Source organism: Massilia sp. BHUDP2 (genome assembly GCF_046236355.1).
Lineage (GTDB): Bacteria > Pseudomonadota > Gammaproteobacteria > Burkholderiales > Burkholderiaceae_D > Telluria > Telluria varians.
This window is the reverse complement of record NZ_JBJUVW010000002.1, coordinates 362,865-389,702: the sequence shown is the minus strand read 5'-3', so window position 1 is coordinate 389,702 and position 26,838 is coordinate 362,865. Positions and strand designations below refer to the sequence as shown.

Below are 26,838 nucleotides of genomic sequence, written 5' to 3'. Positions count from 1 at the left end.
GGACTCAAGCGTCGAAGCGCAGCACGTAATGGCCGGCGACCAGGTGGTGGCCGGAGGGCAGCAGGTAGGGTTGCTCCTGCGTGGCCTGCGTGATCGGCCCCACCAGCTTCAGTTCCGCGTCGAGGTGGAACAGGGCCTGGGTCTCGGACAGGCGCACGATGCGCAAGCCTTCGCCGGTGGCTTCCCAGCTGAAGGCATTGCGCGACAGGCCGAGGCGGTCGGCGCTGGCGGCCGCGCTGCCATCGAGGTGGCGCAGGAAGGCCGGGCCATCGAGCACCCGCAGCCCGGCCAGCGCCGGCATGCCGCGTCCGAACACCAGGCGGGTGCCGGCCGCCGCCGGCTGTTCGGGGCCTTGCGGCAGTGCGAGCAGGGCCGCGTAGCGGTCCGCCATGCCGGGCGCCACCGCGTGCAGCCGCAGGCTGGCGCCATCGAGCGGCGCGAACTGCGAGGGCACCTTGACGCGCTGGCGTCCGGCCGCGGTGATCGCGTGCACGTCGTCGGCGTCGTCCACTAGGAAGCGGATCAGGCTGTCCTTGCCGGGCGCGCAGGGCGCGAGGCTGCTGCCCAGGCCGATCTCGAGCGCGGCGGCGCCGGTGTCGCGGTAGCGGCTCAGGCGCGGAAGCGCCAGCGCGGCCAGCGTGATGCGGTGGCGCGCGACCGGGGCGTAGGTCGCGTCGTTTTCCAGCGCGTGCGGGGCGGCGGCAGGCGGGGCGGCGAGCGGCATCGCGGTCATCTCGCTCTCGGCAATGCTGGCCTCGCGCGGCTTCCAGACCGAGGGCGTGCGCGGCGGCACGGCGCTCGGCGCCTTTACCGGGTTGGCCCGTGCCGGCGTGCCTGCCCGGCTGATTCTGAGGAGCAGGCGCTGGCCGGCGCCGTCGCCATTTGCCTTCCTACGGATGACGTAGTAGCCGCCGGCCGCGTCGAAGCGGCAGTCGAGCGTGTCCTTGGGGCGCACCTGCACTTCCATCTCGCTGTCGGCGCCGTCGTTAATCAGGAGGATGCCTCCCTCCGCACCGAAAGGCCAGCCGGGCACCGCGAAGGTGGCATTGGCCTCGTCCTGGCCGACCACGGTCAGGCGCTGGTTCGGATACACCGCGCACACCGGCTGCCAGATGGCGCTGTCGCGCGAGGCCGTCACCGTGTACAGCAGCTGTTCGCCCGGGGACGGCAGGTAGACCGCGTGGCCGAACTTCACCTTGACCTCGCCGCTGGCGACGGCATCGTTGCCGACCACGTGGTAGCGCACCTCGTCGCCCCCGAGCAGGTCGCCGAAATCCTTCTGGTGCAGGGCCGCCAGCGATTGCGCCAGGTCGCGCACGCGCGCGCCGCGGGTCAGGTGGCGGTCGTCGTCGACCTCGTCCTGCGGCAGCATCAGCGTGACGTGGGAGAAGCAGCGGGTGGCGGCGCGCCCGCGCTGTTCGCGCGGCGAGCGCTCCAGCAGGTCGCGCAGCAGCGGGCGGCGCGAGAACAGCGCCAGGCCTGGGGCCTGCCACAGCGCCTCGGCATTGAAGACATCGTCGACCCTGGCTAGGACTTCGTGTTGGACGTAGACCGGCATGTTGGATTCTCCTCGAAAGATTGAACGCTCGCCACGCCGAACGCTAGCAGGGGGCAGATGAAAAACAGCAGGTGCGAGCCGCCGCTCGAGAGAAAGCTCATCGGCTGGCCCATGATGGGAAACAGCGCCAGGTTGGTGCCCCAGGACAGCAGGAAATGCCCGCCCAGGAAGGCCGCGCCGCCGGCCAGCAGGAAGCACTGGAAGCGCCCGAGCCAGGCGCGGCGAAAGTCGCCGGCCCCCAGGGCGCCCTGCCACGCGGCGGCGGCCGCGTGCAGCAGGCAGCCGAGCAGCGCGGCCTGCAGCGCCCACAGCAGCAGGCCGCCCAGCAGGCCGTGGCGGTTGAGCAGGAAGGAGGGAGCGAAGTCGTCCTGGACCGCCGGGATGCGCAGCGCGTCGCCGCCGGCCTGGCCGAGCGAAGCCAGGCCGAGCAGGCCATCCGCACCGAGCCAGCCGCCGCCGGCGACGGCGCGGGCGCCGAGCAGCATCTGCTGGCCGGTGTGCGGGTGGGCGGCCGGATCGGCCCAGACCTGGAAGCGTTCGGCATAGAAGCCGCCGCTCAAGCCCGGGCCGACCGCCTGCAGGGCCAGCGCAGCGCCCAGCAGTGTGCAGCACAGGCCGCTCGCGAGCGCTGCTTGCAGCCGGCGGCCGGTGGCGAGGCACCAGGCCAGGAAGCTCACCGCCCCCCACACCAGCAGCAGGATCAGCGGAGAATAGTCGTCCACCTGGATCAGCGCCACCGCCACCAGCAGCACGAACAGCAGGATCGGCGCCAGCATGCGCAGCCAGGCGCGCCAGCCGCGAACTTCGCTGCCCGCCCCGGTTGCCAGCGCCAGGCAATGGGCGCTCAGTGCGGCCAGGGCCAGCTTGGCGAATTCGACCGGCTGCACCTCGAACACGCCGGTCTCGTTGCCGAAGGCGACCTGCAGCACCAGCCCGGCCAGCGCGCCGAGCGCCAGCGCGAACAGCAGCCATTCGGTCGCCACGCGCGATAGCGTACCGCGCGCCACGCCGTCCAGCAGCAGCAAGCCGAGCGGCAGTCCGGCGCCGAGCAGCACGCAGCTGGTTTCCACGTGGCGCAGCCAGGCGCTGTCGCGCGCGCCGAGTCCCAGTTCCAGCTGCACCAGCAGGCCGGCGCCGAGCAGCAGCACGGCCACCGCCCCGAGCAGCGGCAGGCGGCGCGGCCACAGCAGCGCGTGCCACAGCGCGGCCCAGGCCAGCAGCAGCGCCCAGCCGGCGCCGGGCGCCGCCCCGAGGCGCTGCATCGCCAGCAGCAGCACCGCACCGGCGGGAATGGCGCAGGACAAGGCGAGCTTCGCCCACCCCGCGGGCGTGGGCGCCGGGCTTGCGCTGCGCAGGCCGGCGGCCGCGGCCAGCAGGAACACGCCGAGCGCGGCGCACCACGCCAGCGCGGACGGCGGCGCGAAGCACCACAGCGAGCGCTCGCCCCAGCTCCATGCGACGCCGGCCGGCAGGATCGTCTTCGGTTCGGCGAACAATTCGACCTCGCGCGCGGGCTCCAGGCGCAGGCTGTCCCCGCGCGCCGACAGCGCGAAGCGGGTGCGGCCGACCGCGATCGCCTCCACGCCGTCCAGCAGGTGCTCGCGCCGGGCGACGTCGAGCCAGTGTCCCCCGTCCTGCAGCAGGATTGGCTGCGTACCGTGCACATTCAGTACCTGCCTGCGCGCGGCGTCGCGCGCCAGCGTGAGCCTGCCGCTGTCCAGGCCGGGCACGGCGAGCCGGTTGCCGCAAAACAGATTGCCGCCGAAGGCGAGCGGACGACTCAGCGCGAGGAAGCCTGGCGCGACCCGGTTCCACAGTCCGGCCAGGCGCGCCGCCAGGCTGGCATCCGGGCAGGCCGGCTGGACTTCGCCATCGCGCAACAGGAGGGCGCCGTCGTAGTCCCAGGTGTGGCGGACGTCTCGCAGGACGGTGCGGTCTTCATTCGCCGCGACGATCTCGAAGAGCGCCGCGCCGGCCTGCAGGCGCTGGCCGGCGGCCAGCGGGAGGCTGCCGCCATGCAGGCGTTCTGCGCCGCGCACCAGTACCGCGGCCTGCGCCGGGTCGTCATTGCGCAGCCACCAGCGCCCGCCCGCATCGCGCCGCACCGAGAACTGCCGGCTCGCGGCGCGCGGCGCGGCCAGTTCGGCGCGGCCAAGCGCGAGCGATTCGCCCGGCGCAAGCCGTAGCGTCACCGTGTGCGGCAGGTAGCGCGGCGGCGCCAGCAGCATCGCGAAGAGCTGCAGGGCGCACACGCCGGCCAGGGCGAGCGCGGCGAGCGCCAGGCGGGGCCTCATGCCGCCCTCGCCAAGGCCGGCTGCGCCATGGCGCTGCGCACCGCATGCAGCATCCGGCTGATCTCCAGCGCGTGAGCGGGGCGCTCGCTGACGGTGGGCGCGAGCAGGGCGCGCAGGAGGGCATCGGCCTGCGCCCGCGCCGGGCCGAAGGCGTGGGCGAAGCCGGCCGCCTCGTCCGGCAGCAGGGTCGGCGGGATGCCCGCGTACGTGCGGCGCAGCATGGCGGCGCCGTCGCGCCCATGCGCCGCGTAGGCCTGGGCGCAGGCGGCGCCGTAGCGCAGCATGCGGCCGCACACCAGCCAGTAGAGCAGGGCGCCCAGCGCGAAATAGTCGCTGCGCGGATCGGTCAGGTACCCGTCGCCGGCCTGCGGGAAGAACTGTTCCGGCGCCTGCCAGCTGGCGGTACCCAGGTAGGCCTGGGTGGGCGCCGCGCACAGGGCGCGGCAGGTGCCGAAGTCGGCCAGCTTCAGGTTTCCGCTGCGGCGCTCGAGCAGCAGGTTGCCGGGCTTGAGGTCGAGGTAGCGGAAACCGGCCGCGTGCACCTTGGCCAGCGCCTGGTTGACTTGGCCGAGCCAGTCGAGCGCCTGCCGGGGGCCGGGCATACGCCCGGTGGCACGCAGCAGCTTGAGGTGGGTGGCCAGGTCGCCGTCCAGCAGTTCGAGCGCCATCGCAGGCAGGCCTTCGACGCTGCCGCTGTCGAGCAGGCGCACGATGTGGCGTCCATCCCAGGGCGCCAGCCGGGACAGAAAGGCCTGTTCGGTGCGGGCTGCGTCGATCCAGTGGTGGCGCAATTCGACGGGCGCGCGCGCCATCTGCGCACTGTTGACCAGCTTGAGGGCGACGCTGCCGCCCGGCGCATCGGCGCGCCACACAACGCCGTAGGCCGAGCCGCCGAGCGTCTCGGCCAGGCGGTACTGGCCCTGCGCCAGTTGAACGATTGTGCCTTGCTGGATCATGCCCCCGCCTTTCGCGACTGGCGCCGTGCGCCCTCACGGTGCTCAAGCGGGGGGAGTGGGAAAGGGCGCTGTCACCGTTCGATGTTGGACGTGCCCAGCGCTATTCGCAGCATCGCCTCCGCCGATCCGATACGACGTCCGTCGACCGCCCACTGCCAGCCGAGATAATTGGGCAGATAGCGTGAGGCCACGCCATTGAAGCGGGCAAGCCACTGGCGGAAGCGCCGGTGGTAGGCATTCACGTTCTGGACATGGACGGCGCCACGCACGCGTTCGCCAGCCCGCAGGTTCACCGCTTCGTGCGAGATGGCGGCAGTTCGGGCAAACGCCTTGTAGGCAGGATGGGAATCGGTGACCAGCAGCACATCCCTGTCCAGCACCGGAAGCAAGTGCTGGTGCAACTGGGCCGCGGTCACGGCGCCCCGGCCGGTAATGAAATCGAAGGTGGCGCCGGTACGGTCGCGCGCGACCAGCACGCAGACGTGTTCACCGTTGATGCCACGGCGGCTGGCTACACCTGCGCGCTTGCGTGGCGGCCGGTCGAGCGTGCGCGAGCCCTTCCGGGATTCGAGCAGGAACAGTTCATCGGCCTCGGCGATGCCGGCCAGCGCTGCAGGACGGTCTTCCTTGGCCAGGTGCAGGAAACGGTGACGCCAGCGGAAGCTGGTGTTACGGTGCACGCCGATCCGATCTGCCGTCTTGCGCACCGACTGGCCCTCGAGCATGCCGTCCAGGTAGTCCAGCCATTTGCCGCGGTGGCGCAGCCGGGCAAGCGGCGTACCCGTCAAGGCACTGAAGGTCTTGCCGCAAGCGCAGCAACGATAGCGCTGTACCCCGCGGTCGTGCCCATGGCGATGCAGTCGCCGACCTTCACAGACCGGACATGAAGATGGACTCCTGGCCTCCTCGATCGTCGCACAGACACGATCCAGTCCAACTGCCGGGCGCAACAGCGCGAGCAATTGTTCGCGCTGGCGCTGCGTCAGCTGCGCGACACGCGCCAGCCAAGGTTTGAAGCTTGCCGCCTGCATTGCCACCTCCACTGTCGATCGGACAGTGGTTTGACATCGGCTCAGCTCAACAGTTCAAGATCTCCAACACGTAGTGGTGACAGCGCCTGGGAAAGCGAAGAAAGGGACGGGCGAAAAAAAACCGCGCAGCGCGCGGTTTGGGTGGATTAGCGACGATCCCAGCGGTCACCGCGGTCCCAGTCGCGGCGATCGTGGCGATCCCAGTCGCGGCGCTCACGACGGTCGTAGTCACGGCGCTCGACGTAGACCGGGCGCGGCTGGACATACACCGGGCGCGGTTGTACGTAGACCGGACGCGGCTGCACGTACACCGGACGCGGTTGCACGTACACCGGGCGCGGCTGGACGTAGCCATAACCATAACCGCGGTTGTCGTAGTAACGGTTGTCGCGATAACGGCGATCGTCGTGGGTCGAGATCGAGTTGCCCACCGCCGCGCCGAGCACGCCGCCCACCAGGGCGCCGCTGCCGCCGCCGGCACTGTGGCCGATAGCTGCGCCGACCACGGCGCCGATAGCAGTATTCACACCACGGTCGTCCGCCATTGCCGCTGGGGAGACGGCAACCGCGGCCAGGACCACCGCACCAACAATTTTAGATTTCAACATGGTTTTTCCTTTTGCCCCTGCGGTGATCAGGATGATCGAACAACGCCAGGCATGGAACGAACTATAGACCTGCGGACTCATGCTGCCATCCGTTAATACAGATTATTACAAACGCTGATCCAGCAGTAACATCCGGAACGGCACTTGCAGAGGGACGGGCCCGCCCCATCTAACATTTGTTACCGTTTACCGCCCCGGGTCCCCTGTGAATCGATCTTTCGCCACCATCCTGTCCCTGCTGGTCTTGCTGCAGGTATACATCGGCATGCGCCTGTTGCCGGACCTGGCGCTGGGGCTGCCGTTCAACGTGGCGGGCGTGCTGCTGCTGGTCGTGTTGACCGTGCTGGTGCCGGTCGGGCTGATGTCGGCCTCGCTGCGCCGGCGCCGCTGGTCGGAGCTCGTTGCCTGGCTGGGCTTGGTGTCGATGGGCTTCTTTTCTTCGCTACTGGTGACGACCCTGGCGCGCGACCTGCTGCTGCTGGCGCTGCGCCTGTTCGGCGAGCTGGATCCGGAATTCGTGCGCGGCAGCGCCGCCGCGGTGCCGCTGGTGGCGCTGGCCGTGACCGCGCTCGGCTTCGTCAACGCGCGCCGGCTGGCCCGGGTGAAGCGGGTCGAGGTGCCGATCGCCAACCTGCCGCCCAGCCTGCACGGCTATGCCATCGCCCAGGTCTCGGACATCCACGTCGGCCCGACCATCAAGCGCGCCTACCTGAATGCGATCGTCAACCGGGTCAACAAGCTGGGCGCCGACGCCATCGCCATCACGGGCGACCTGGTGGACGGGAGCGTGCACCGCCTGGGCCTGCATACCCAGCCGCTGGCGCGCCTGGCGGCGCCCGACGGGGTGTTCTTCGTGACCGGCAACCACGAATACTATTCCGGGGCGGAGGAGTGGATCGCCGAGGTGCGCCGGCTGGGCGTGACCGTGCTGCTGAACCAGCACGTGATCCGGCGCCGCGACGACGCCACCCTTATGATCGCCGGCGTGCCCGACTACACGGCCCACCATTTCAACCCGGGGCACAAGAGCGACCCGCGCGCGGCCGCAGGCAGCGCCCGCGAGCAGGCCGACGTGCGCATCCTGCTGGCGCACCAGCCGCGCAGCGCGCTAGCCGCGGCCGAGGCGGGCTTTCACCTGCAGCTGTCCGGGCATACCCACGGCGGCCAGTTCTTCCCGTGGAACCTGTTCGTGCCGCTGCAGCAGCCCTTCGTTGCCGGGCTGCACCGGGTGCGCGACATGTGGGTGTACATCAGCCGCGGCACCGGTTACTGGGGACCGCCGAAGCGCTTCGGCGCCCCCTCCGAAATCACGCTGGTGCGCCTGGTTCCGGCGGTGTAAAGACGTCAACATTTCTTACCAAAAACTATCCGGATGCGCTATCGTTGAATTCTCTTGAACTGAAGAAGGATTCGACGCATGAACCGCAGCATCCGCAGTTTTCCTGTCCTGAGCGCGCATGTCGTTACGCTTGCCGCCGTGCTGCTGAGCCCGGCAGTCCTGGCCGCCAGCCCCGGCAATGATCCTGCCGCGCTCGCGAAGATCCGCGATACGGCGATGCAGAGCGATTACGCCTGGGAACGCATGGCGGACATGACCGACCTGATCGGCCCGCGCCTGTCCGGCTCGCCGGGAGCGGCGGCGGCCGTGACCCAGGTGGCGGAAGCGATGCGCAAGCTCGGCGCCAGGGTGACCCTGCAGCCGGTCAAGGTGCCGCACTGGGTGCGCGGCGTGGAAACCGGGGAAATCGTCGAGTACGCAGGCCGCCCGCAGGGCATCACCCAGCGCGTGGTGCTGACCGCACTGGGCGGCTCCGGCGCGACCCCGGCCAGCGGCTTGATTGCGCCCGTGATGGTGGTGAAGAGCTTCGACGAACTGAAGGCGCGCAGCGCCGAAGTGAAGGGCAAGATCGTGCTGTTCGACGCCAGCTTCGACCAGCACCAGGCCGACCGCGGCCTGGCCGGCCAGGCCTATGGACAGGCATCGGCTTTTCGGCGCAGCGGCCCGCCGATGGCCGCCGAGCTGGGCGCGGTGGCGGCGCTGGTGCGCTCGGTGGGCGGCGCCAACTACCGCCTGCCGCATACCGGCTCGACCGCGCTGCAGGACAATGCGCGCATCCCGGCCGCGGCCGTGACGGCCGAGGACGCCATGCTGATGGGGCGCCTGGCCAAGCGCGGCCCGCTCAGCATGAAGCTGGTGCTCACGCCCAAGACCCTGCCGGACGCGGACAGTTTCAACGTGATCGCCGACCTGCCGGGCACCGACAAGCCCGACGAGATCGTGATCGTGTCGGGCCACCTGGATTCCTGGGACCTGTCTCCGGGCGCGCATGACGATGCGGCCGGCGTCGCCAGTGCGATGGCGGTGCTCGACACCCTGAAGAAGCTCGACTTCCGCCCGCGCCGCACCATCCGCGTGATCGCCTGGATGAACGAGGAGAACGGGATGCGCGGTGCGCGCGCCTACACGGCCGCCGAGCAGGCCAACACCGAGAAGCACATCGGCGCGATCGAAAGCGACAACGGCGCCGGCCGTCCCTTCGGCCTGCGCGCCAGCGTGCCGGCGACCTCGAGCAAACTGTTCGCGCCGCTGCAGGCCGCGCTGCAGCCGATCGGCGCGGGCATCTTCCGCCGCGAAGACGCGCTCCTGACCGGCGACCTTTCCTTCCTGGAACGTACCGGCGTGCCGAGCTTCGCGCCGCTGATCGACACGTCCAGCTATTTCGACTACCACCACACCCCGGCCGATACGCTGGACAAGGTCGACCCCGACCACCTGCGCCGCCACGTGGCGGTGATGACGGCCACCAGCTGGTTCCTGGCCAATATCGAACAGCCGATCGGCCGCGCGAACGTTCCTGAACGTTGATGGCAGGCGCCGCCCCGTGCGCAACGGGGTGCCTGCCAGGCTGCGGTCCGGCCGCCGTGCTCGCGTTCAGGGCACGGCAATGCGCCTGATCGCGCGCGCGTGGCCGCGGTAGGGGCGACCGTAGATGGTCTGGATACCGCTGGCAAAGTTTTGCCCCCAGACCAGCTGGGTGCGCGTTTCGTGCGGTTCGCTCGACCAGTACCAGTTGCGCTCGAAGGCTTCGCGCTGGTTGGCGAACAGCAGCGCCAGTTCGCGTCGCGTCGGCAGCACGCCGCCCTGTCCGCGCGCCCAGTCGACGGCGCTCGGCCAGCTGACGTCGACCGCCTCGCCCGGTAACAGCACCAGGTGGTAATCGGGATCTTCTTCCTTGCCCAGGATTAGTCCCGCATAGGCCTCGCCTTCTTGCAGCATGGCCCGCACTTGCATGTACTCGCCCATTTAACACGTCCTCAGAGTTGGTATCCAGTCTTTAAGACCTTCCGAACCGAGCGTTGGTTGCGTGTACAAGTTCGATCTAGCTCATGCAAGTGGTTGAGTTCGTTGAGGATAGTTCTTCGAGATGGAGGGCCTGCCGCTGCGAGCCTGCGATTTTTTACCGTGTGGTAAAAGTTCACTCGGCCAGGGGCAGGGCCATCTGCGGGTCCTGCGCGCCCGGGCGGTTCACCGCGTTGGTCACCTTGTACCATTCGAAGGCGTCGACGGGCAGGGCGGCGCGGCGCGCCAGGTCCAGGGCTTCTTCGGGCGACAGGTCGGGGTTGAGCCACAGCTCGGCATCGGCCGCGTCCAGCACCACCGGACGGCGGTCGTGGATATCGAGCATGCCCTCGTCGGCGGCATCGGTGACCAGCACGAAGCCGGCCTCGGCCCGGTTCTCCGTGAAGCTGCCGAAGTTGGCCAGCGCCAGCAGGAACAGCGGGGCGCGGTCCTTGCGGTGGATGTGCCAGGGCTGCTTCTTGCCCTTTTCGCCGGTCCACTCGTACCAGCCTTCGGCCGGCACGATCGCGCGGCCCTTCTTGAGCAGCGGCTTCCAGTAGCGGTTGGTGAGCTTGTCCATGCGCGCGTTGACCATGATCGGCAGCTTGCCTTCGGCCCAGCGCGCGCGGTAGCTCCAGAACACGTCGTCGATGCGGCGTTCGCCGTCCTGCAGGTGCATCACGGGGCGGTAGCTGCCGGGCGAGACGTTCCAGGCAGGGGTGGACTCGCTGTCGTAGACCGCGTCCGTCCAGCCGAACACGCCGGCGTAGTAGCGAGCCGTCTGGCTCTGGTCAAATCGTCCACACATGCTTCCATGGTAGCGCAGGCCTGCGCCGTGCGCGGCACGGTAGAGATCGGATGAGCTCGTGTGCTTGCCATGCAGGGTGGTATGCTCCCGGCTAGACTGAATATGAGGAGAAACTGTATGGCTAGTGGCTGGTGGAGCGTCCTGAAGACCGTTCCGTGGAGCGAGGTGATCAACGCGGCGCCGCAAGTGGCGACCGGTGCGCGCAGGCTGTGGGACACGGTGGCGCGCAAGTCCGGCGGCGCGGCCGGCATGGCCCCGGAGCCGATGATGGGCGAAGAGCCCCAGGAAGACTATCTCGGCACGCTGGTCATGCGCGTCGAGCGGAACGAAATGAGCCTGGCCGAGCTGCGTACCCAGATGCTGCAGGCTTCCGAGATCATCGCCAACATGGCCGACCAGAACGCCCAGCTGATCGCCAAGATGGACGCGGCGCGCAACCGGATGATGTGGCTGAGCGTGGCGACCGGCGTGTCGTCGATACTGGCGCTGGTGGCGCTGGCGCTGGTCGTTGCCCGCACCTAGCCCCGCATGAAAATCGTCCTGATCCTGGCGAGCCTGTTCGTCTTCGTTTCACTGCTGCTCAACGGGGCGCGGCGCAAAGGAAAACTGAACAGCAAGGCCGACCGCGCCGTCGCCGAGCTGGCGACCTCGATGCGCATCTTCGTCTATGGCCTGCTGTTCTTCGTGGGACTGGTCTGCCTGGCGGTAGCCTACGAGTCCATTTATTGATGCTTTGCTGCAGCTTTGTGCGAACACGCTGACAAACACGCGGGAAAAACCGGCGCTTGTAGGTCACAATAGCGGGCTTATGTTGGTTACGTTCTCTGGTGGATAGTTCCACCTCTCCGCGTGTCTCCAGCTCAGTGTTGACTGAGTTCTTTGCCGCTGTCTTTGATGGACAGCGGCATTTTTTTTGGTTCGCCGACCGGGACGTGTTCGCGCCGCGTAGCTCAACTACTAACACTGTCGCTGCGGCACGTAGTACAATCCCCGCCGGCGCGGGCATGGCGAAATTGGTAGACGCATCAGACTTAAAATCTGCCGCCGCAAGGCGTGCCGGTTCGATTCCGGCTGCCCGCACCAGCTCCCTTCGTTCATGCGTGAACTAGGGTGCGACCGACACCGCCGCCACCTGGCGCGGCGCCGTTTCCGGCGCGGGCGCCGGCGTCTCCCGGCGCGCCGCAATCTCCCGATCCGCCCGTTCATACACCCGCGCACTGTGCTGCCACCACAGCACCCCGGCCACCAGCCCGGCGGCGATCGCGACCGGCGAGGGCGCGGACAGCAAGACCATCAGGTTGTTGACGGCGGCGCCCGTCCACAGCGAACTCGAACTCCTGATGAGCATCCGCTTCTCGTCTTCCGGCAGGCGGTCGGCGTATTTCACCAGGCCGATCTTGGCGCCGGTCAGCACGATGATTCCCACCGGCGAGGTCGGCACCAGGGGATTCATTTCCAGCGCGCCGGACGACAGCGCGAGGCCGGTGCTGAGGCCGTCGGCCACGGCGGCCCCCATGGCATTCTTGTCGAGCCGTTCGATGCGCTCTTCCGCGGAAGGGACGTCCGCGCCCGCGATCTCCTGCGGCGCTCGGGAAGGCGGACTGCCCGTCGCGCAAGCGACCAGGGCGGGGGCGACAAACAGGCAGGCGGTGGCAATCCTGGCCAGGCGGCGATACAGGGGCGCGCAAAGATTTCGCATATCCAACTCCTCGCAATGACGGCTCGATCGGAAACTTGCTGCTAACCGGCAATGACTAATTAGGCAAGCCTAATAATCAGTACATACCTTTTTGATAACAGGGCAGTGCGCCAGCGCAGCGTAATAGCTGAGCCATGTCATGCAAGGTGGATACGTCGGGAACTTCAGTAGAAGGCTGCGCACCGATTCCGCTAACTCATCCATTGGTCGTCCCGCCGGGATGGTGTAGCATGCCGGACGGCGGTTTTACCCGTTGCCGCCGCTGCAAGAGGACAAGAATTGAACATCATCATCAATGACGAACTGCGTGCCTTCGTCGACCCGCTGACCGACATCGAATATGCCGCGCTCGAGCGCAGCCTGCTGGCCGAGGGTTGCCGCGACGCGCTGGTACTGTGGCGCGACACCCTGATCGACGGCCACAACCGCTACGAGATTTGCCAGAAGCACGGCATTCCTTTCCGTACCGTCCACAACAACAACTTCGCGTCGATCGACGACGTGATGCTGTGGATGATCGACAACCATCTGGCGCGCCGCAGCGTGTCGGACTTCCAGCGCGGCGTGCTGGCGCTCAAGAAGAAAGAGATCGTCACTTCCCGCATGGCGGAAGAGATGGCGAAAGAGCCGCCCAAGCCGGAAGCCGACGACATGGATTCGCGTCCGCCGCCACCCTGGAACACCCGCGAGGAAGTGGCCAAGGCCGCGCGCGTGTCGGCCAATACCATCAGCCAGATCGAGCGCATCCAGAAAGCCGCGACGCCCGAACTGCGCGAAGCCGTGCGCACCGGCACCATCTCGATCAACGCTGCCGCCAACGTGGCGCAGCTGCCGGAGGAGGCGCAGAAGGCGGCCGTCGCGGGCGGACGCAAGGAGCTGCAGCAGGCTGCGCGCCAGGTGCGCGAGCAGAAGATGGCGACGCGCCCGAAGAAAGAGACCGTGCCGAGCGACCCGGCCGATGAATTGGCCGCCGCACGCGCCGAGATCGCGTCGCTGAAGGACCGCGTGGCGACCCTGCTGACCGAGAACGAAGTGCTCAAGCAGCGCCTGATCCACGCCGGCGTCACACAATAAAACCATAACAAGGAGACACGCATGACCACCACCCGCAGCATGCTGCCGACGATCCTGGCCTGCGCCCTCGGCGCGGCCGTTCCGGCGTTCGCCGCGCCGGCAGCCGCACCGGCCGCGAAACAGGCCGTGAAACAGGCCGCAAGCAGCGCCGAGCTGGCGCGCTGGAAGAAGACGGCGGCGCGGGTGACCATCATGCGCGACAAGTGGGGCATCCCCCACGTGTTCGGCAGAAGCGACGCCGACGCGGTGTTCGGCCTGCTGTACGCCCAGGCCGAAGACGATTTCAACCGCGTCGAACTCAACTACATCAATGCGATGGGCCGCCTGGCCGAGGTCGAGGGCGAGAAGGAAGTCTGGCGCGACCTGCGCATGAAAATGTATATCCAGCCGAGCGACATGCAGGCCAAGTACGCGGCCAGCCCGGCCTGGCTGAAGGAGTTGATGAATGCCTTCGCCGACGGCCTAAACTACTACCTGCACACGCACCCGGAAGTGAAGCCGAAGCTGATCACCCGCTTCGAGCCCTGGATGGCGCTGAGCTTCAGCGAAGGCAGCATCGGCGGCGACATCGAATCGATCGACCTGAAGGACCTGGAGCGCTTCTACGGCAAGCGCCATGTGGCGCAAAACGTGGCGGCGCTGGAGAATGCCTTCGACGCCGAACCGCGCGGCTCCAACGGCTTTGCCATCGCCCCCAAGCTGTCGAAGACGGGCAATGCGCTGCTCCTGATCAACCCGCATACTTCCTTCTACTTCCGCCCCGAAGTGCACATGGTCAGCGAAGAGGGCCTGAACGCCTACGGCGCCGTGACCTGGGGCCAGTTCTTCATCTACCAGGGCTTCAACGACAAGGCCGGCTGGATGCACACCTCGGGCGGCGGCGACGTCATCGACGAATACCTCGAAACCGTGGTCGAGAAGGGCGGTAAATACTTCTATCAGTATGGAAGTGAACAGCGCCCGGTACAGGCAAGGCAGATCACGCTGCCCTACAGGACCGCGTCCGGCGCCATGGCCAGCAAGACCGTGACCGCCTATTTCACACACCATGGCCCGATCGTGCGCGAGGAAGGCGGCAAGTGGGTGGCCGTCAGGATGATGGACGAGCCGCTCAAGGCCCTTACCCAGTCGTACACGCGCACCAAGGCGCGCGACTACGATGCCTTCTACAAGGCGATGGAGCTGCGCACCAATTCCTCGAACAACACCGTGTACGCGGATGCGAAGGGGAACATCGCCTACTTCCACGGCAACTTCATCCCGAAACGCGACCCGCGCTTCGACTGGAGTAAGCCGGTGGACGGCAGCAGCCCCGCCACCGAATGGCAGGGCCTGCACGCCATCAAGGAAACCATTACCCTGTTTAACCCGGCCAGCGGCTACATCTCGAACACCAACAACTGGCCGTTCAGCGCTTCCGGCGCGAGCAGCCCGAAGCGCCAGGACTGGCCCGACTACATGTGGTCGCTGCCGGAAAACGCACGCGGCCGCCATGCCGAGCGCGTGCTCAAGGACGCCAAGGACTTCACCCTCGACAGCCTGATCGCCGCCGCCTACGACAGCCACCTGACCGCCTTCGAACCGCTGGTGCCGCAGCTGCTGAAGGATTACGACGCCCTGGCAGCGAACGACCCGCGCAAGGCACTTCTTTCGGCCCAGGTGGCCAGCCTGCGCGGCTGGGACCTGCGTTTCGGCATCGACTCCAAGCCGACCTCGCTGGCGATCTACTGGGGCCAGGACATGGTGGCCCAGCACGCGCCGCGCGCCCGCGCCGAGGGCACGCCGACGGTCGACTTCATCACGCACAAACTGAACGCGGACGAGCGCCTGGCCTCGCTGCAGCGGGCCTCCGACAAGCTCACCGCCGACTTCGGCACCTGGCAGACTCCCTGGGGCGAGATCAACCGCTTCCAGCGCATCAACGGCGACATCGACCAGCAGTACGACGACAGCAAGCCGAGCTGGCCGGTCGGCTTCGCCTCGGCCAACTGGGGTTCGCTGGCCTCGTTCGGCATGGTCGCCAAGCAGAAGACCAGGCGCATCTACGGCGACCGCGGCAACAGCTTCGTCGCGGTGGTGGAATTCGGCCCGCGCGTGCGCGCCAAGAGTATCCTTGCAGGCGGCAACAGCAACAACCCGGCCTCGAAGCACTTCGCCGACCAGGCCGAGATGTACAGCCGCGGCGAGTTCAAGGACGTGCTGTTCTACAAGGAAGACATCGAAAAGCACCTGGAGCGCAAGTACCATCCGGGGGAGTAGGGTGCACGGCTTTGCCGTGCGCGCGTTCAAATCACGTATGAAATGACGCTGCGGGGGTAACCAGAATGCGCATGAGCGAACGCCACAAGATGCTGGAGGGCCAGCCCTACCATGCCAGCGATCCCGAACTGGTGGCGGAACAGGCCCTCACTAGCGCCTGGCTGGCGCGCTACAACGCGGCGCTGGGCCAGCCGGCGCCTAGCTGGCGCAGCCTGCTCGCCGAGCGCCTGGCCGCGGTGGGCGAGGGCAGCATCGTGCGTCCTCCCTTCCATTGCGACTATGGCTGGAACATCCGCATCGGCAGCCGGGTCTTCATCAATTTCAACTGCATCATCCTCGACGTCGCCCGCGTCGACATCGGCGACGACACCCGTATCGGCCCGGCGGTCCAGATCTACACCGCCGAGCATCCGCTCGACCCGCAGCAGCGCCGCAGCGGCCTGGAATCCGGCCGGCCGGTCACGATCGGCAGCAACGTCTGGATCGGCGGCGGCGCCATCATCCTGCCGGGCGTCACGATCGGCGACGACGCTGTGATCGGTGCCGGCAGCGTGGTGACCCACGACGTGCCCGCAGGCGCGCGCGTGGCCGGCAATCCGGCCCAGCTGCACGCCGGCTGAACGGGTCCGGAGGCTGGTGTCGGGGCCGTCCCACTTGTTATAATCCGGAAATTATTCGTATATTCGTATCGATTCGTTTCAGGGCAGGGCCGTGGCAAAACTCTATTTCAGGTACTCGGCGATGAACGCCGGCAAATCGACCGCCCTGCTGCAGGTCGCCCACAATTACGAAGAGCAGGGCCAGCAGGTCAAGCTCTACACGGCGGCCATCGACAACCGCTACGGCGTCGGCCTGATCACCTCGCGTCTCGGCCCGCAGCGCCAGGTCGACCTGTTCGACAGCGATACCGATTTCCTGGCCAGCGCGCCGCCGGTCGCCTGCATCCTGGTCGATGAAGCCCAGTTCCTCAGCACGGCGCAGGTGCAGCAGCTGCACCAGGTCGCCCAGGTGCGCGGCATCCCGGTGATCTGCTACGGCCTGCGCAGCGACTTCCGCGGCGAACCTTTCCCGGGCTCGGCCTACCTGCTGGCGCTGGCCGACGACATCGAGGAAATCAAGAACATCTGCACCTGCGGCAAGAAGGCGACCATGAACATCCGCGTCGATGCCGAAGGCCGCCGCATCCGCGAGGGCGAGCAGGTTTCAATCGGCGGCAACGAAAGCTATCGCCAGGCCTGCGGCCGCTGCTTCTACTCCGGATCGCATTGACATGAGCCTGGCGGGTTGGTCGGACCTGCTGCTCTACCTGCTACCCTCGGCCGCGCTGGCGCTGCTGCTGTGGATCGGTTCGGGCGCGCATCCCTTCTTCTTCGTGTTCACGGCCGCCGGCACCCTGTGCCACGAGCTGGCGCACTTCTCGGTCGGGCTGCTCACCAACGCCGAGCCGATCGGCTTGAGTGTGATTCCCAAACGCATCAAGAAGCCGGGCAAAGGCCACAACTGGGAACTCGGTTCCGTCACCTTCGCCAACCTGCGTTGGTACAACGCGGCGCCGAGCGCGCTGGCGCCGCTGCTGGTGCTGGCGCTGCCCTTCGCCGTGGCCTGGTGGCGCACCCGGCACGGCCTGGTGTTCGAGCCGCTCGACCTCGCGCTGGCGTTTTTCCTGGCGCCGCAGTTCCTGTCCTTCTGGCCGTCTCCGGTGGACTGGCGCCTGGCGGCACGTTCCTGGCCCTGGATACCGGTCCTGCTGCTTGCCGGATTCGCCACGGTTTTCCGCGACGAACTGCTCCAGCTTGTCAAAGGATGAATGCCTGGCTTACGCCAGCCTTAATTAATGGGCGTAAATGCGCTTACGCTGGCTCTGCCTTCCCCCGGCTTCCTGTAGAATGGCCCGCAAAGGGCGTATTGACCGGCCCGCCGCCGGTCGCGCCGAGGCATGGAATACCGTTTCGGAGAGACGACGAATGAAGAAGCACCACCTGTTCATGGCCGCGATGGCCTTTGCGATGTCCGCCCATGTGGTGACGGCCCAGCCGGAAAAGGAAAAGGCCGTTGCCGCCGTGCCGGCCAAGGCTGCAGGCGCCGGTGCCGGGTCGGCCGCTGCCACGCTGCAGATGAAGCCGCTTGCCGAGCAAACCCAGGCGGCGTTGTGGGCATCGCGGGTGCTCGGCCGCTACCACTACAAGGCGGTGCCGCTCGACGATGCGATGTCGGTCAAGATCTTCGACAACTACTTCGAAGGGCTCGACAGCGAGAAGCTGTATTTCGTCCAGGCCGACCTCGACCGCTTCGCTTCGCTGCGGACCAAGATGGACGACGCCATCAACAACGAGGACCTGACCGGTCCCTTTGCCGTCTTCAACCTGTTCCAGCAGCGCTATAACGAGCGCATGAACTACGCGCGCCAGCTGCTCAAGACCCGCCCCGACTTCACCCTCGACGAATCAATCGAACTCGACCGCGAGAAGTCGCCCTGGGCCAAGAGCGAAGACGAAGTCCGCGAGTTGTGGCGCAAGCGCGTCAAGAACGACTGGCTGCGCCTGAAGCTCGCCGGCAAGGACGAAAAAGCCATCCGCGAGACGCTCGACAAGCGCTACGAGAACTACATGACCCGCATGCGCAAGTTGAACAACGAGGACGTGTTCCAGATGTTCATGAACGCGTATGCCACCGCGATCGAGCCGCACACCAATTACCTGGGCCCGCGCTCGGCCGACAATTTCGACATCGCGATGCGCCTGTCTCTGGAAGGCATCGGCGCCGTGCTGCAGACGCGCGACGAGTACACCATCATCCGCGAGATCGTGCCGGGCAGTCCGGCCGCGCTGTCGGGCAAGCTGAAGGTCGGCGACCGCATCGTCGGCGTGGCCCAGGGCGACAAGCCCTTCACCGACGTGCTCGGCTGGCGCATCGACGACGTCGTGCAGCTGGTGCGCGGCGAGAAGGGCACCACGGTCCGCCTCGACGTCCTGCCCGGCGACGCCGGTCCCGACGCCAAGCACGTGAGCGTGTCGATGGTGCGCAAGAAGATCAGCATGGAAGAGCAGGCCGCCAAGAAATCGATCATCGAGGTCAAGGACGGCGCCTTCAAGCGCCGCATCGGCGTGATCTCGCTGCCGACCTTCTACCTCGACTTCGAGGCGCGCCGCCGCGGCGACAAGGATTACCGCAGCGCCACCCGCGACGTGGCCCGCATCCTGGGCGAACTCAAGAAAGAGAAGGTCGACAACGTCCTGATCGACCTGCGCAACAACGGCGGCGGCTCGCTGACCGAGGCGATCGAACTGACCGGCCTGTTCATCGACAAGGGCCCGGTGGTCCAGCAGCGCGATGCCCAGGGCCGCGTCGAGGTCGAGTCCGACCTGCAGCCGGGCCTGGCCTGGGACGGCCCGATGGGCGTCCTGATCAACCGCGGCTCGGCCTCGGCATCGGAAATCTTCGCCGCCGCGGTGCAGGACTACGGCCGCGGCCTGGTGATCGGCGAGCCGAGCTTCGGCAAGGGCACGGTGCAGACCCTGATCGACCTGGACCGCTTCTCGCCGGCCGAGAAGGTGCGCTACGGCGAGCTGAAGATGACCATTGCGCAGTTCTTCCGCATCAACGGCGGCACCACCCAGCTGCGCGGCGTGACGCCGGACATCAAGCTGCCGGTGCTGACCGACCCGGAAAGCTTCGGCGAGTCCTCGTATGCCAACGCGCTGCCCTGGGTGGCCATCAAGCCGGCCAGCTATACGGCCGCGGGCGACCTCAAGGAGCTGATCGGTCCGCTGCAGAAGCGCCATGAAGCCCGTATTGCGAAGGACAAGGAGTTCCAGTTCCTGCAGGAAGACATCGCCGAGGTGCTCAAGATCCGCAAGGAGAACTCGATCTCGCTGAACGAGACGGTGCGGCGCAAGGAACGCGACGCCCAGGATGCCCGCGCCAAGCTGCGCGAAGCGCGCCTGGCCGGCGCCAGCGGAACCAGCAGCGACGAGCCGGCGGCAGGCCCGGCCGGCAAGGAAGCGCGCGGCAAGGTGCCGAACCCGACCAAGCCGGCCAAGGCGGTGACCGCCGTGCGCGGCACGCCGCGCCAGGACGATGGCCTGCAGTACGACGAGCGCGACCTGCAGGCGGAGCTGGCTGCGGAAAAGGCAGCCAAGGACGCCAAGGACATCCTGCTGCAGGAAGCCGCCAACATCCTGGCCGACGAAGTCGGCATGCTGCGTACCGATACCCGCCTGGCCTCGCGCGCCATGCCTTACATGGCCTCGCGCAACGGCAACTGAGCGGCGCAGCGCCGCCTGAACCGGTGACATGGCCGGGTCCTGCTTGCAGGGCCCGGCCATTTTCTTTTTTGTTTCGCTAGACCCTCGTTAATTGCTTTCCATGCAATTTTCGTTGGGAATCAATGTTGATTTAAACGCACCAAATCGCACAGTCACCGATCCAACCTATCCCCAGCCAATCCTCCAAGTAGGATCAATCCTACTGAATTTCGAGTGTTTTTCTCAGATTCATACCCCGCGCACTGTTGAGCTGGGCTTAAAGCTGAGTTTTTTTTAGCTGTGGTAGGATAACTCTACGGTTGTAAGAACAACAATTGAACATCAACTCAGGAGTTATCGCTATGTTAATTCGCCGCCTTGTCATCGCAAGTCTTCTCGCCGGCGCAGCTACTGCCCAGGCCGGTACCATCACCACCGCGGCTGCCCAGCCGTCGAACGTCGTCAGCGGTTGGACTACCGGTAACGGTACCGACGTGCTCGGTTCTGGTGTCCTGCAAGGCAACCTGAACCTGGTGGCCGGTGTGTCCCATACCGCGAACGCCAGCCTGGCCGACATCCTGTACGGCAAAGTCGCCGGCAGCGTGCAGCAGGTCGAAGGCCAGACCAAGCTGTTCTTCCAGCGCGGTATCGAGGCAAATTACCTGCTGGCGTCGGGCCACGGCATCCTGGCCGCCACCGCGGGTACCGGCAAGTCGGTGGTCGGTGACGCGTATGGCGCCATCATTTCGGATGGCGTGAGCAAGGCGCCGGGCTTGACCGGCGGCGGCAACCAGAGCTCGGGCGGCAACCAGAGCTCGGGCGGCGGCAACAGCGCTCCGGGCCTCGTCACGGGCGGCGATCTCACGAGCACGATCCCGCCTGCCGGCCAGGGCAACGGCATGAACGACAGCACTTCCGGCCAGCTCCCGGGCAACGGCAATGGCAATGGGAATGGTATCGGCAACGGCAATGGCATCGGCAACGGCGCCCTGAACGGCAACGGCAATGGCATCGGCAACGGCCAGGGTAATGGCCTGGGCAATGTCGCCAACCAGGAAGGCCAGGCGGCCGAAGTTCCGGAGCCTTCGAGCATCGCCTTGATGCTGCTGGGCATGATGGGCGCGGGCGCGATCACCCGCCGCCGCAGCCGCTGATCCTGTCGCATGCAGGGCGGCGGTTTGTCCTGCATGCTTCCAAATTTCTAACTAGTCAGCAAAACTGTCGGGTACAATCCTTGTGAACGACCGTGCTTTTTAAGGCGGCGATAACAAGGAGACGACATGGACCTGCACTACACGGACGAGGACCTGGCCTTTCGCGACCAGGTCCGCGCCTTCCTCGATTCCCACTTGCCGAAAGACCTGCAAGCCAAGGTGCTCAAGCACCTGCGGCTGAGCAAGGACGACTTCGTCCGCTGGCACCGCATCCTTGCCGAACAGGGCTGGGTGGCGCCGGGCTGGCCCGTCGAATTCGGCGGCCCCGGCTGGACACCGGTGCAGCGCCATCTCTTCGAGGAAGAGTGCGCCCGCGCCGGCACCCCGCGCGTGATGCCCTTCGGGATCGACATGGTCGCTCCCGTCATCATGGCATTCGGCTCCCAGGAGCAAAAGGATTATTTCCTCCCGCGCATCCTGTCCTGCGAGGACTGGTGGTGCCAGGGCTATTCCGAGCCGGGCGCCGGTTCCGACCTGGCCTCGCTCAAGACCACGGCCGTGCGCGGCGTGGACGCACAGGGCGAGCACTACATCGTCAACGGCCAGAAGACCTGGACCACGCTGGCCCAGCACGCCGACATGATCTTCTGCCTGGTCCGCACCGACCCCGCCGTGCGCAAGCAGGAGGGCATTTCCTTCCTGCTGATCGACATGCATGCGCCCGGCGTCACGGTACGCCCGATCATCATGCTCGACGAAGACCACGAGGTGAACGAAGTCTTCTTCGACAACGTCCGGGTGCCGGCGGCCAACCTGGTCGGCGAGGAAAACCGCGGCTGGACCTACGCCAAGTACCTGCTGGGCCACGAACGCACCGGCATCGCGGCGGTCGGCCGCAGCAAGCGCGAACTGGCCTTCCTCAAGCGCCTGGCGCGCCGCGAGCAGAAGAATGGCCGCCCGCTGCTCGAAGACCCGCTGTTCGGCGCCAAGGTCGCGGACCTGGAGATCGAACTGATGGCGCTGGAAATGACCGTGCTGCGGGTGCTGGCCAAGTCCAGCAAGGCCCCGGGACCCGAGGCCTCGGTCTTGAAGGTGCGCGGCACCGACATCCAGCAGGCTCTCACCGAGCTGATGCTGGAAGCGGCCGGCCCGCTGGCCTTGCCCTTCGATCCCGCCTACCTGGAGGGCGAACACGAGCACAGCGTCGCGGGCGACGACGATGCCGCCCCGCTCGCGTCCTACTACTTCAATTACCGCAAGACCTCCATCTATGGCGGCTCGAACGAAATCCAGCGTAACATCATCTCCCAGATGATCCTGGGGCTGTAAGGAGAAGCACCATGCATTTCGACTTCAAGGAAGAGCAGCTCCAGTTCGCCGACGCGCTCAAGCGCTGGATCGGCCGCGACTACGGCTTCGAACAGCGCCGCGCCATCGTCGCTTCCAGCCAGGGGACATCCGATGCGGCCTGGGCCACGCTGGCCGAGCTGGGCATGACGGCGCTGCCGGTGCCGGAAGCCCAGGGCGGATTCGACGGCACCGCGGTCGACCTGTTCGTGGTCATGCGCGAGCTGGGCCGCGGCCTGGTGGTGGAGCCGTATTTCGCCACCGTGCTGGGCAGCCAATTCCTCAAGCTGGGCGGGGCGCACGGCCCGCTCCTGGAACAGGTGGCGCAGGGCAGCCTGAAGCTGGCCTGCGCGCTGGGCGAGCGGCAGGCGCGCCACGAACTGTGCGACATCGCGACTCGCGCGCAAGGCATCGACGGCGGCTGGCGCCTGGATGGCGAGAAGACGGCGGTCGTGCATGGCCTCGAGGCAGGCGTGCTGGTGGTCTCGGCACGTAGCGCCGGCGGCCAGCGCGACGAGGCAGGCATCACGCTGTTCGCGCTGCCGGCGGATGCGCCCGGTGTGCAGCTGACCGGCTACCGCACGCTCGACGGCCAGCGCGCGGCAAACCTGCGCCTGGATGGCGTGCAGCTCGGGCCGGAGGCCGTGATCGGCACGCCAGGGGCCGGCTGGGACATCCTGGAAGCAGCGGCGGACTACGGCGCCGGCCTGCTGTGCGCCGAGGCGCTGGGCGCGATGGAAGCGCTGTTCGAGGCCACGCTGGACTACCTCAAGACGCGCCAGCAGTTCGGCGTCCCGATCGGCAAGTTCCAGGCGCTGCAGCACCGCATGGCGGACATGGTCATCCACCTGGAGCAGGCGCGCTCGATGGCGCTGCTGGCGGCCGTGACCCTGGATGGCATTGACGCCGGCGAGCGCCGTCGCGTGGTGTCGGCGGCCAAGTACCGCGTCGGCCAGGCGGCCCGCTTCATCGGCCAGCAGGCGGTGCAGCTGCATGGCGGCATGGGCGTGACCGACGAACTGGCGGCCGCGCACTACTTCAAGCGCCTGTCGATGATCGAGCTTACCCTGGGCGACCGCGACCACCACCTGGCGCGCTTCATGGCGCAGCCGGGCTTCCAGCAAGCCGCGTAAGGAGGACACATGGCGCGTCAATGGTATTTCGAAGATTTTCATCCCGGCGAGGAGATCGATCTCGGCGAGCGCAGCGTCGGCGAGGAGGAGATCGTCGCCTTTGCCCGGCAGTTCGATCCGCAGCCCTTCCACGTCGACCGCGACGCGGCCCAAGCCTCGATCTACGGCGGCGTGATCGCCAGCGGCTGGCACACCTGCAGCCTGATGATGCGGATGGTGGTCGACGGCCTGATGTGCTCGGCCTCGAGCATGGGCTCGCCGGGCCTGGACGGGGTGCGCTGGCTGCGTCCCCTGCGTGCGGGCGACACGATCAGGGTGCGCTACCTCACCACCCAGGTCAAGGCGTCGAACTCGAAGCCGGACCGCGGCGTGGTCTGGTCGAAGTGGACCGCCACCAACCAGCACGGCGAGGAAATCTGCACCATCGAAGGCATGGGCATGTTCGGGCGCCGTCCCGGGGGAGGGGACGATGCCTAGGATGATTGCGTTCGCGGAGCTGCCGCAGCTGGTGGGAAGCGAGGTCGCCGTCTCGCACTGGTTCGAGGTCGGCCAGGAGCGCATCAAGGCTTTTGCCGAGGCCACCGAAGACCGCCAATGGATCCACGTCGATCCCGAGCGCTGCGCCCGCGAGTCGCCCTTCGGCGCACCGGTGGCGCACGGCTTCCTGACGCTGTCGCTGCTGCCCGCGATGCTGGAAAGCGCGCTGGCGATCGAGGGCATGCGCATGGGGCTGAACTACGGGCTGAACCGGGTGCGCTTTCCGGCGCCGCTCCCGAGCGGGAGTCGGGTGCGGGGCAGGTGGCTGCTGGCGGCCTGCGATCCGATCGAGGGCGGGGTGCAGCTGACGTGGAGCGTAGCCGTCGAACCCGACGGGGAGGGCGCTAAGCCGGTGTGCGTGGCTGAATTCCTGGTGCGCGCCTACGCCTGAGCTTGCGCGGGATGGCCGGCATGGCCGGCCATCGGGGCATCATCGCGCCGTGTACTTCGCCAGCTCCAGCTTGGCCACCGCATTGCGGTGCACCTCGTCCGGCCCGTCGGCCAGGCGCAAGGTCCGGTTCGCCGCCCACTGGTAAGCCAGCGGGAACTCGTCCGACACGCCGGCCGCGCCATGGGCCTGGATCGCCCAGTCCAGCACGTCCTGGGCCACGGTCGGCGCCAGCACCTTGATCATCGCGATTTCCGCCTGGGCCACCTTGTTGCCGACCGTATCCATCATGTAGGCCGCCTTCAGCGTCAAGAGGCGCGCGGTGTCGATCCGGATGCGGCTTTCCGCGATGCGTTCGCGCCAGACACCCTGGTCGGACAGCTTGCGCCCGAAGGCCATGCGGGTTTCCAGGCGCCTGCACATCAGCTCCAGCGCGCGCTCGGCCACGCCGATGGCGCGCATGCAGTGGTGGATGCGGCCCGGTCCCAGGCGGCCCTGGGCGATCTCGAAGCCGCGCCCTTCGCCCAGCAGCATGTTGGTGCCCGGGACGCGCACGTTCTCGAACAGGATCTCGCAATGGCCGTGCGGCGCGTCGTCGTAGCCGAACACCGGCAGCGGGCGCAGGATGGTGATGCCCGGCGTGTCGGCCGGGACCACGATCATCGACTGCTGCTGGTGGCGGGGTGCGCTCGGATCGGTCTTGCCCATCACGATGAAGACGGTGCAGCGCGGGTCGCCGGCGCCCGAGATCCACCACTTGTGGCCGTTGATCAGGTAGTCGTCGCCACTGCGTTCGATCCGGGTGGCGATGTTGGTCGCATCCGACGAGGCCACGCCCGGTTCGGTCATGGCGAAGGCCGAGCGGATCTCGCCGCGCAGCAGCGGTTCCAGCCACTGGCGCTTGATGTCTTCAGGCGCGTAGCGCTCCAGCGTTTCCATGTTGCCGGTGTCGGGTGCCGAGCAGTTGAATACTTCCGGGGCCCAGGGCACGCGGCCCATGATCTCGCACAGCGGCGCGTAATCGAGGTTCGACAGGCCCTCGGGCGCGCGTGTCGAGCGCGGCAGGAACAGATTCCACAGCCCGGCCTCGCGTGCCAGCGGCTTGAGGCGCGCGATCAGGTCGAGGGGCAGCCAGCGCGTGCCCCGGTCGCGGGCATTGGCCGCGATCTCTTCGTTGAACGCGCGTTCGTTCGGATAGATGTGCTCGTCCATGAAGGCGAGAAGGCGCGCCTGCAGTTCCCTGCAGCGCTCGGAATAGGCGAAGTCCATGGCTTGTCCTTGTCTCGTTGGATCAGCGGCTGCGGCTGGCGAACTGCCAGGCCATCTCGGCCATCGGCCGCGCCGCCTTGCCGTTCTCGAGGGCCTGCGCACTGGACGCGGTGCCGTCCACGTAGCGCTTCATGATGCCCTGCATGATGCCGGCCAGGCGGAACATGTTGTAGGCCAGGTAGAAATCGAAGTCCTCGGCGCGCAGGGTCTTGCCGGTGCGTTCGCAGTAGCGCGCCACGTAGGCGTCCAGCGAGGGGATGCCGAGCGACTCCAGGTCCAGGCCCGCGATGCCGCGGAAGCGCCCCGGCGGGATGTGCCAGCTCATGCAATGGTAGGAAAAATCGGCCAGCGGGTGGCCGAGGGTGGACAGCTCCCAGTCGAGCACCGCCAGGATGCGCGGTTCAAGCGGGTGGAAGATCATGTTGTCGAGGCGGTAGTCGCCGTGCACGATGCTGGTATCAGTGCCCGGCGGGATGTGCTGCGGCAGCCGTTCGATCAGGCGCTCCATGGCCTCGATCGGCTCCGTGACCGAGGCCTGGTACTGTTTTGTCCAGCGCTCGATCTGGCGTGCGAAATAATTTCCCGGCTTGCCGTAGTCGCCCAGGCCGATGCTCGCGTAGTCGACCGTGTGCAATTGGGCGATCACGCGGTTCTGCTCGTCGTAGATGGCGGCCCGTTCTGCTGGCGATATGCCGGGCAGCGACTGATCCCACAACACGCGCCCCTCGACGCATTCCATCACGTAGAAGGCGCGGCCGATGATGGCTTCGTCCAGGCACAGCGCGTACTGGCGCGGGACCGGGAAGCCGGCGCCGTGCAGCGCCTGCATCACGCGGAACTCGCGGTCGATCGCATGGGCCGAGGGCAGCAGCTTGGCGGCCGGGCCAGGCTTGGTGCGCAGCACGTAGCGCTGGCCGCCGGCTTCGAGCCGGAAGGTGGGGTTGGACTGGCCGCCCTTGAACTGTTCGACCGCCAGGCTGCCGCCCGGATAGCCGTCGACATGCGCCTCGAGCCAGGCGCCGAGGGCCTCGACGTCGAAGCGCTGGCGTTCGGACACGGGCTTGGTGCCCATCATTTCCTCGTACATCGCGTCTCCATTTCTTGTTGGTTTGCGCTTCATTCTAGCCTTGAAGTGCACG

The 26,838-nt window shown here is 67.3% G+C and carries 25 protein-coding genes and 1 tRNA gene; 16 read left to right on the top strand and 10 right to left on the bottom strand.

The window, feature by feature from the left end:
- Positions 1-4: 4 nt before the first annotated feature.
- The 5 genes from ACK6C6_RS12455 to ACK6C6_RS12435 form a co-directional block, all read right to left on the bottom strand.
- Entirely contained in the window at positions 5-1,558 is a 1,554-nt protein-coding gene (locus ACK6C6_RS12455) for a hypothetical protein (protein WP_409267574.1), read from the bottom strand.
- Complete coding sequence (locus ACK6C6_RS12450) at positions 1,528-3,852, bottom strand: FtsW/RodA/SpoVE family cell cycle protein (RefSeq protein ID WP_409267573.1); 2,325 nt, start codon at positions 3,850-3,852, stop codon at positions 1,528-1,530. Before ACK6C6_RS12450 ends, ACK6C6_RS12455 begins: the two co-directional genes overlap by 31 nt.
- Positions 3,849-4,808 (bottom strand): protein kinase domain-containing protein, encoded by a 960-nt coding sequence (locus tag ACK6C6_RS12445; RefSeq protein ID WP_409267572.1) that lies wholly within the window; start codon positions 4,806-4,808, stop codon positions 3,849-3,851. Before ACK6C6_RS12445 ends, ACK6C6_RS12450 begins: the two co-directional genes overlap by 4 nt.
- A gap of 71 nt (positions 4,809-4,879) precedes the next feature.
- On the bottom strand, positions 4,880-5,839 hold the full coding sequence (locus ACK6C6_RS12440) for an IS1595 family transposase (RefSeq protein WP_409267571.1): 960 nt from the start codon (positions 5,837-5,839) through the stop codon (positions 4,880-4,882).
- Positions 5,840-5,985: 146 nt separating this feature from the next.
- The gene (locus ACK6C6_RS12435; RefSeq protein ID WP_409267570.1) at positions 5,986-6,366 is read right to left on the bottom strand and encodes a glycine zipper domain-containing protein; all 381 of its coding nucleotides are present in this window, start codon (positions 6,364-6,366) and stop codon (positions 5,986-5,988) included.
- Positions 6,367-6,712: 346 nt separating this feature from the next.
- Here ACK6C6_RS12435 and ACK6C6_RS12430 point away from each other — a divergent pair, with 346 nt between their 5' ends.
- Entirely contained in the window at positions 6,713-7,786 is a 1,074-nt protein-coding gene (locus tag ACK6C6_RS12430) for a metallophosphoesterase (protein ID WP_409268277.1), read from the top strand.
- A gap of 78 nt (positions 7,787-7,864) precedes the next feature.
- On the top strand, positions 7,865-9,313 hold the full coding sequence (locus ACK6C6_RS12425; RefSeq protein WP_409267569.1) for a M20/M25/M40 family metallo-hydrolase: 1,449 nt from the start codon (positions 7,865-7,867) through the stop codon (positions 9,311-9,313).
- A 66-nt stretch (positions 9,314-9,379) separates the two neighbouring features.
- On the opposite strand, the gene ACK6C6_RS12420 is transcribed toward ACK6C6_RS12425, so the two are convergent.
- Entirely contained in the window at positions 9,380-9,751 is a 372-nt protein-coding gene (locus ACK6C6_RS12420) for a DUF1566 domain-containing protein (RefSeq protein WP_036214920.1), read from the bottom strand.
- A 172-nt stretch (positions 9,752-9,923) separates the two neighbouring features.
- On the bottom strand, positions 9,924-10,595 hold the full coding sequence (locus ACK6C6_RS12415) for an SOS response-associated peptidase (protein ID WP_036214918.1): 672 nt from the start codon (positions 10,593-10,595) through the stop codon (positions 9,924-9,926).
- A gap of 117 nt (positions 10,596-10,712) precedes the next feature.
- On the opposite strand from ACK6C6_RS12415, the gene ACK6C6_RS12410 reads away from it, so the two are divergent.
- The 3 genes from ACK6C6_RS12410 (at position 10,713) to ACK6C6_RS12400 (ending at position 11,678) form a co-directional block, all read left to right on the top strand.
- On the top strand, positions 10,713-11,117 hold the full coding sequence (locus tag ACK6C6_RS12410; RefSeq protein ID WP_409267568.1) for a hypothetical protein: 405 nt from the start codon (positions 10,713-10,715) through the stop codon (positions 11,115-11,117).
- 6 nt (positions 11,118-11,123) lie between these two features.
- A complete protein-coding gene (locus ACK6C6_RS12405; RefSeq protein ID WP_027867456.1) occupies positions 11,124-11,324 on the top strand; it encodes a hypothetical protein in 201 nt (66 codons plus the stop codon).
- 269 nt (positions 11,325-11,593) lie between these two features.
- Positions 11,594-11,678, top strand: a tRNA-Leu gene (locus ACK6C6_RS12400).
- A gap of 22 nt (positions 11,679-11,700) precedes the next feature.
- On the opposite strand, the gene ACK6C6_RS12395 is transcribed toward ACK6C6_RS12400, so the two are convergent.
- Positions 11,701-12,294: a hypothetical protein gene (locus tag ACK6C6_RS12395; RefSeq protein WP_409267567.1), complete on the bottom strand. Its 594-nt coding sequence runs from the start codon at positions 12,292-12,294 to the stop codon at positions 11,701-11,703.
- Between the two features lie 279 nt (positions 12,295-12,573).
- Between ACK6C6_RS12395 and ACK6C6_RS12390 the strand changes: the two genes are divergently transcribed.
- The 11 genes from ACK6C6_RS12390 (at position 12,574) to ACK6C6_RS12340 (ending at position 24,433) form a co-directional block, all read left to right on the top strand.
- Positions 12,574-13,368, top strand: a complete 795-nt coding sequence (locus ACK6C6_RS12390) for a hypothetical protein (protein ID WP_409267566.1) — start codon at positions 12,574-12,576, stop codon at positions 13,366-13,368.
- 21 nt (positions 13,369-13,389) lie between these two features.
- Positions 13,390-15,627 (top strand): penicillin acylase family protein, encoded by a 2,238-nt coding sequence (locus ACK6C6_RS12385; protein WP_409267565.1) that lies wholly within the window; start codon positions 13,390-13,392, stop codon positions 15,625-15,627.
- 65 nt (positions 15,628-15,692) lie between these two features.
- The gene (locus ACK6C6_RS12380) at positions 15,693-16,247 is read left to right on the top strand and encodes a sugar O-acetyltransferase (RefSeq protein ID WP_409267564.1); all 555 of its coding nucleotides are present in this window, start codon (positions 15,693-15,695) and stop codon (positions 16,245-16,247) included.
- 91 nt (positions 16,248-16,338) lie between these two features.
- On the top strand, positions 16,339-16,896 hold the full coding sequence (locus ACK6C6_RS12375; RefSeq protein ID WP_036214897.1) for a thymidine kinase: 558 nt from the start codon (positions 16,339-16,341) through the stop codon (positions 16,894-16,896).
- A gap of 1 nt (position 16,897) precedes the next feature.
- Complete coding sequence (locus tag ACK6C6_RS12370) at positions 16,898-17,434, top strand: hypothetical protein (protein WP_209586873.1); 537 nt, start codon at positions 16,898-16,900, stop codon at positions 17,432-17,434.
- A gap of 157 nt (positions 17,435-17,591) precedes the next feature.
- Entirely contained in the window at positions 17,592-19,892 is a 2,301-nt protein-coding gene (locus ACK6C6_RS12365; protein WP_409267563.1) for a carboxy terminal-processing peptidase, read from the top strand.
- A gap of 341 nt (positions 19,893-20,233) precedes the next feature.
- Positions 20,234-21,025, top strand: coding sequence for a PEP-CTERM sorting domain-containing protein (locus ACK6C6_RS12360; protein ID WP_209586871.1), 792 nt, complete (start codon positions 20,234-20,236; stop codon positions 21,023-21,025).
- 126 nt (positions 21,026-21,151) lie between these two features.
- Positions 21,152-22,354: an acyl-CoA dehydrogenase family protein gene (locus ACK6C6_RS12355; protein WP_209586870.1), complete on the top strand. Its 1,203-nt coding sequence runs from the start codon at positions 21,152-21,154 to the stop codon at positions 22,352-22,354.
- An 11-nt stretch (positions 22,355-22,365) separates the two neighbouring features.
- Positions 22,366-23,505 carry an acyl-CoA dehydrogenase family protein gene (locus tag ACK6C6_RS12350; protein ID WP_409267562.1) on the top strand — a complete coding sequence of 380 codons (1,140 nt, stop codon included), beginning with the start codon at positions 22,366-22,368 and terminating at the stop codon, positions 23,503-23,505.
- Positions 23,506-23,514: 9 nt separating this feature from the next.
- Entirely contained in the window at positions 23,515-23,982 is a 468-nt protein-coding gene (locus ACK6C6_RS12345) for a MaoC family dehydratase (RefSeq protein ID WP_409267561.1), read from the top strand.
- Complete coding sequence (locus ACK6C6_RS12340; RefSeq protein ID WP_409267560.1) at positions 23,975-24,433, top strand: MaoC family dehydratase; 459 nt, start codon at positions 23,975-23,977, stop codon at positions 24,431-24,433. The genes ACK6C6_RS12345 and ACK6C6_RS12340 overlap by 8 nt, the downstream gene beginning before the upstream one ends.
- Before the next feature lie 39 nt (positions 24,434-24,472).
- On the opposite strand, the gene ACK6C6_RS12335 is transcribed toward ACK6C6_RS12340, so the two are convergent.
- Both ACK6C6_RS12335 and ACK6C6_RS12330 read right to left on the bottom strand, forming a co-directional pair.
- Positions 24,473-25,699 (bottom strand): acyl-CoA dehydrogenase family protein, encoded by a 1,227-nt coding sequence (locus tag ACK6C6_RS12335; RefSeq protein WP_409267559.1) that lies wholly within the window; start codon positions 25,697-25,699, stop codon positions 24,473-24,475.
- Between the two features lie 22 nt (positions 25,700-25,721).
- Entirely contained in the window at positions 25,722-26,786 is a 1,065-nt protein-coding gene (locus ACK6C6_RS12330; RefSeq protein WP_409268275.1) for a phosphotransferase, read from the bottom strand.
- Positions 26,787-26,838: the final 52 nt, after the last annotated feature.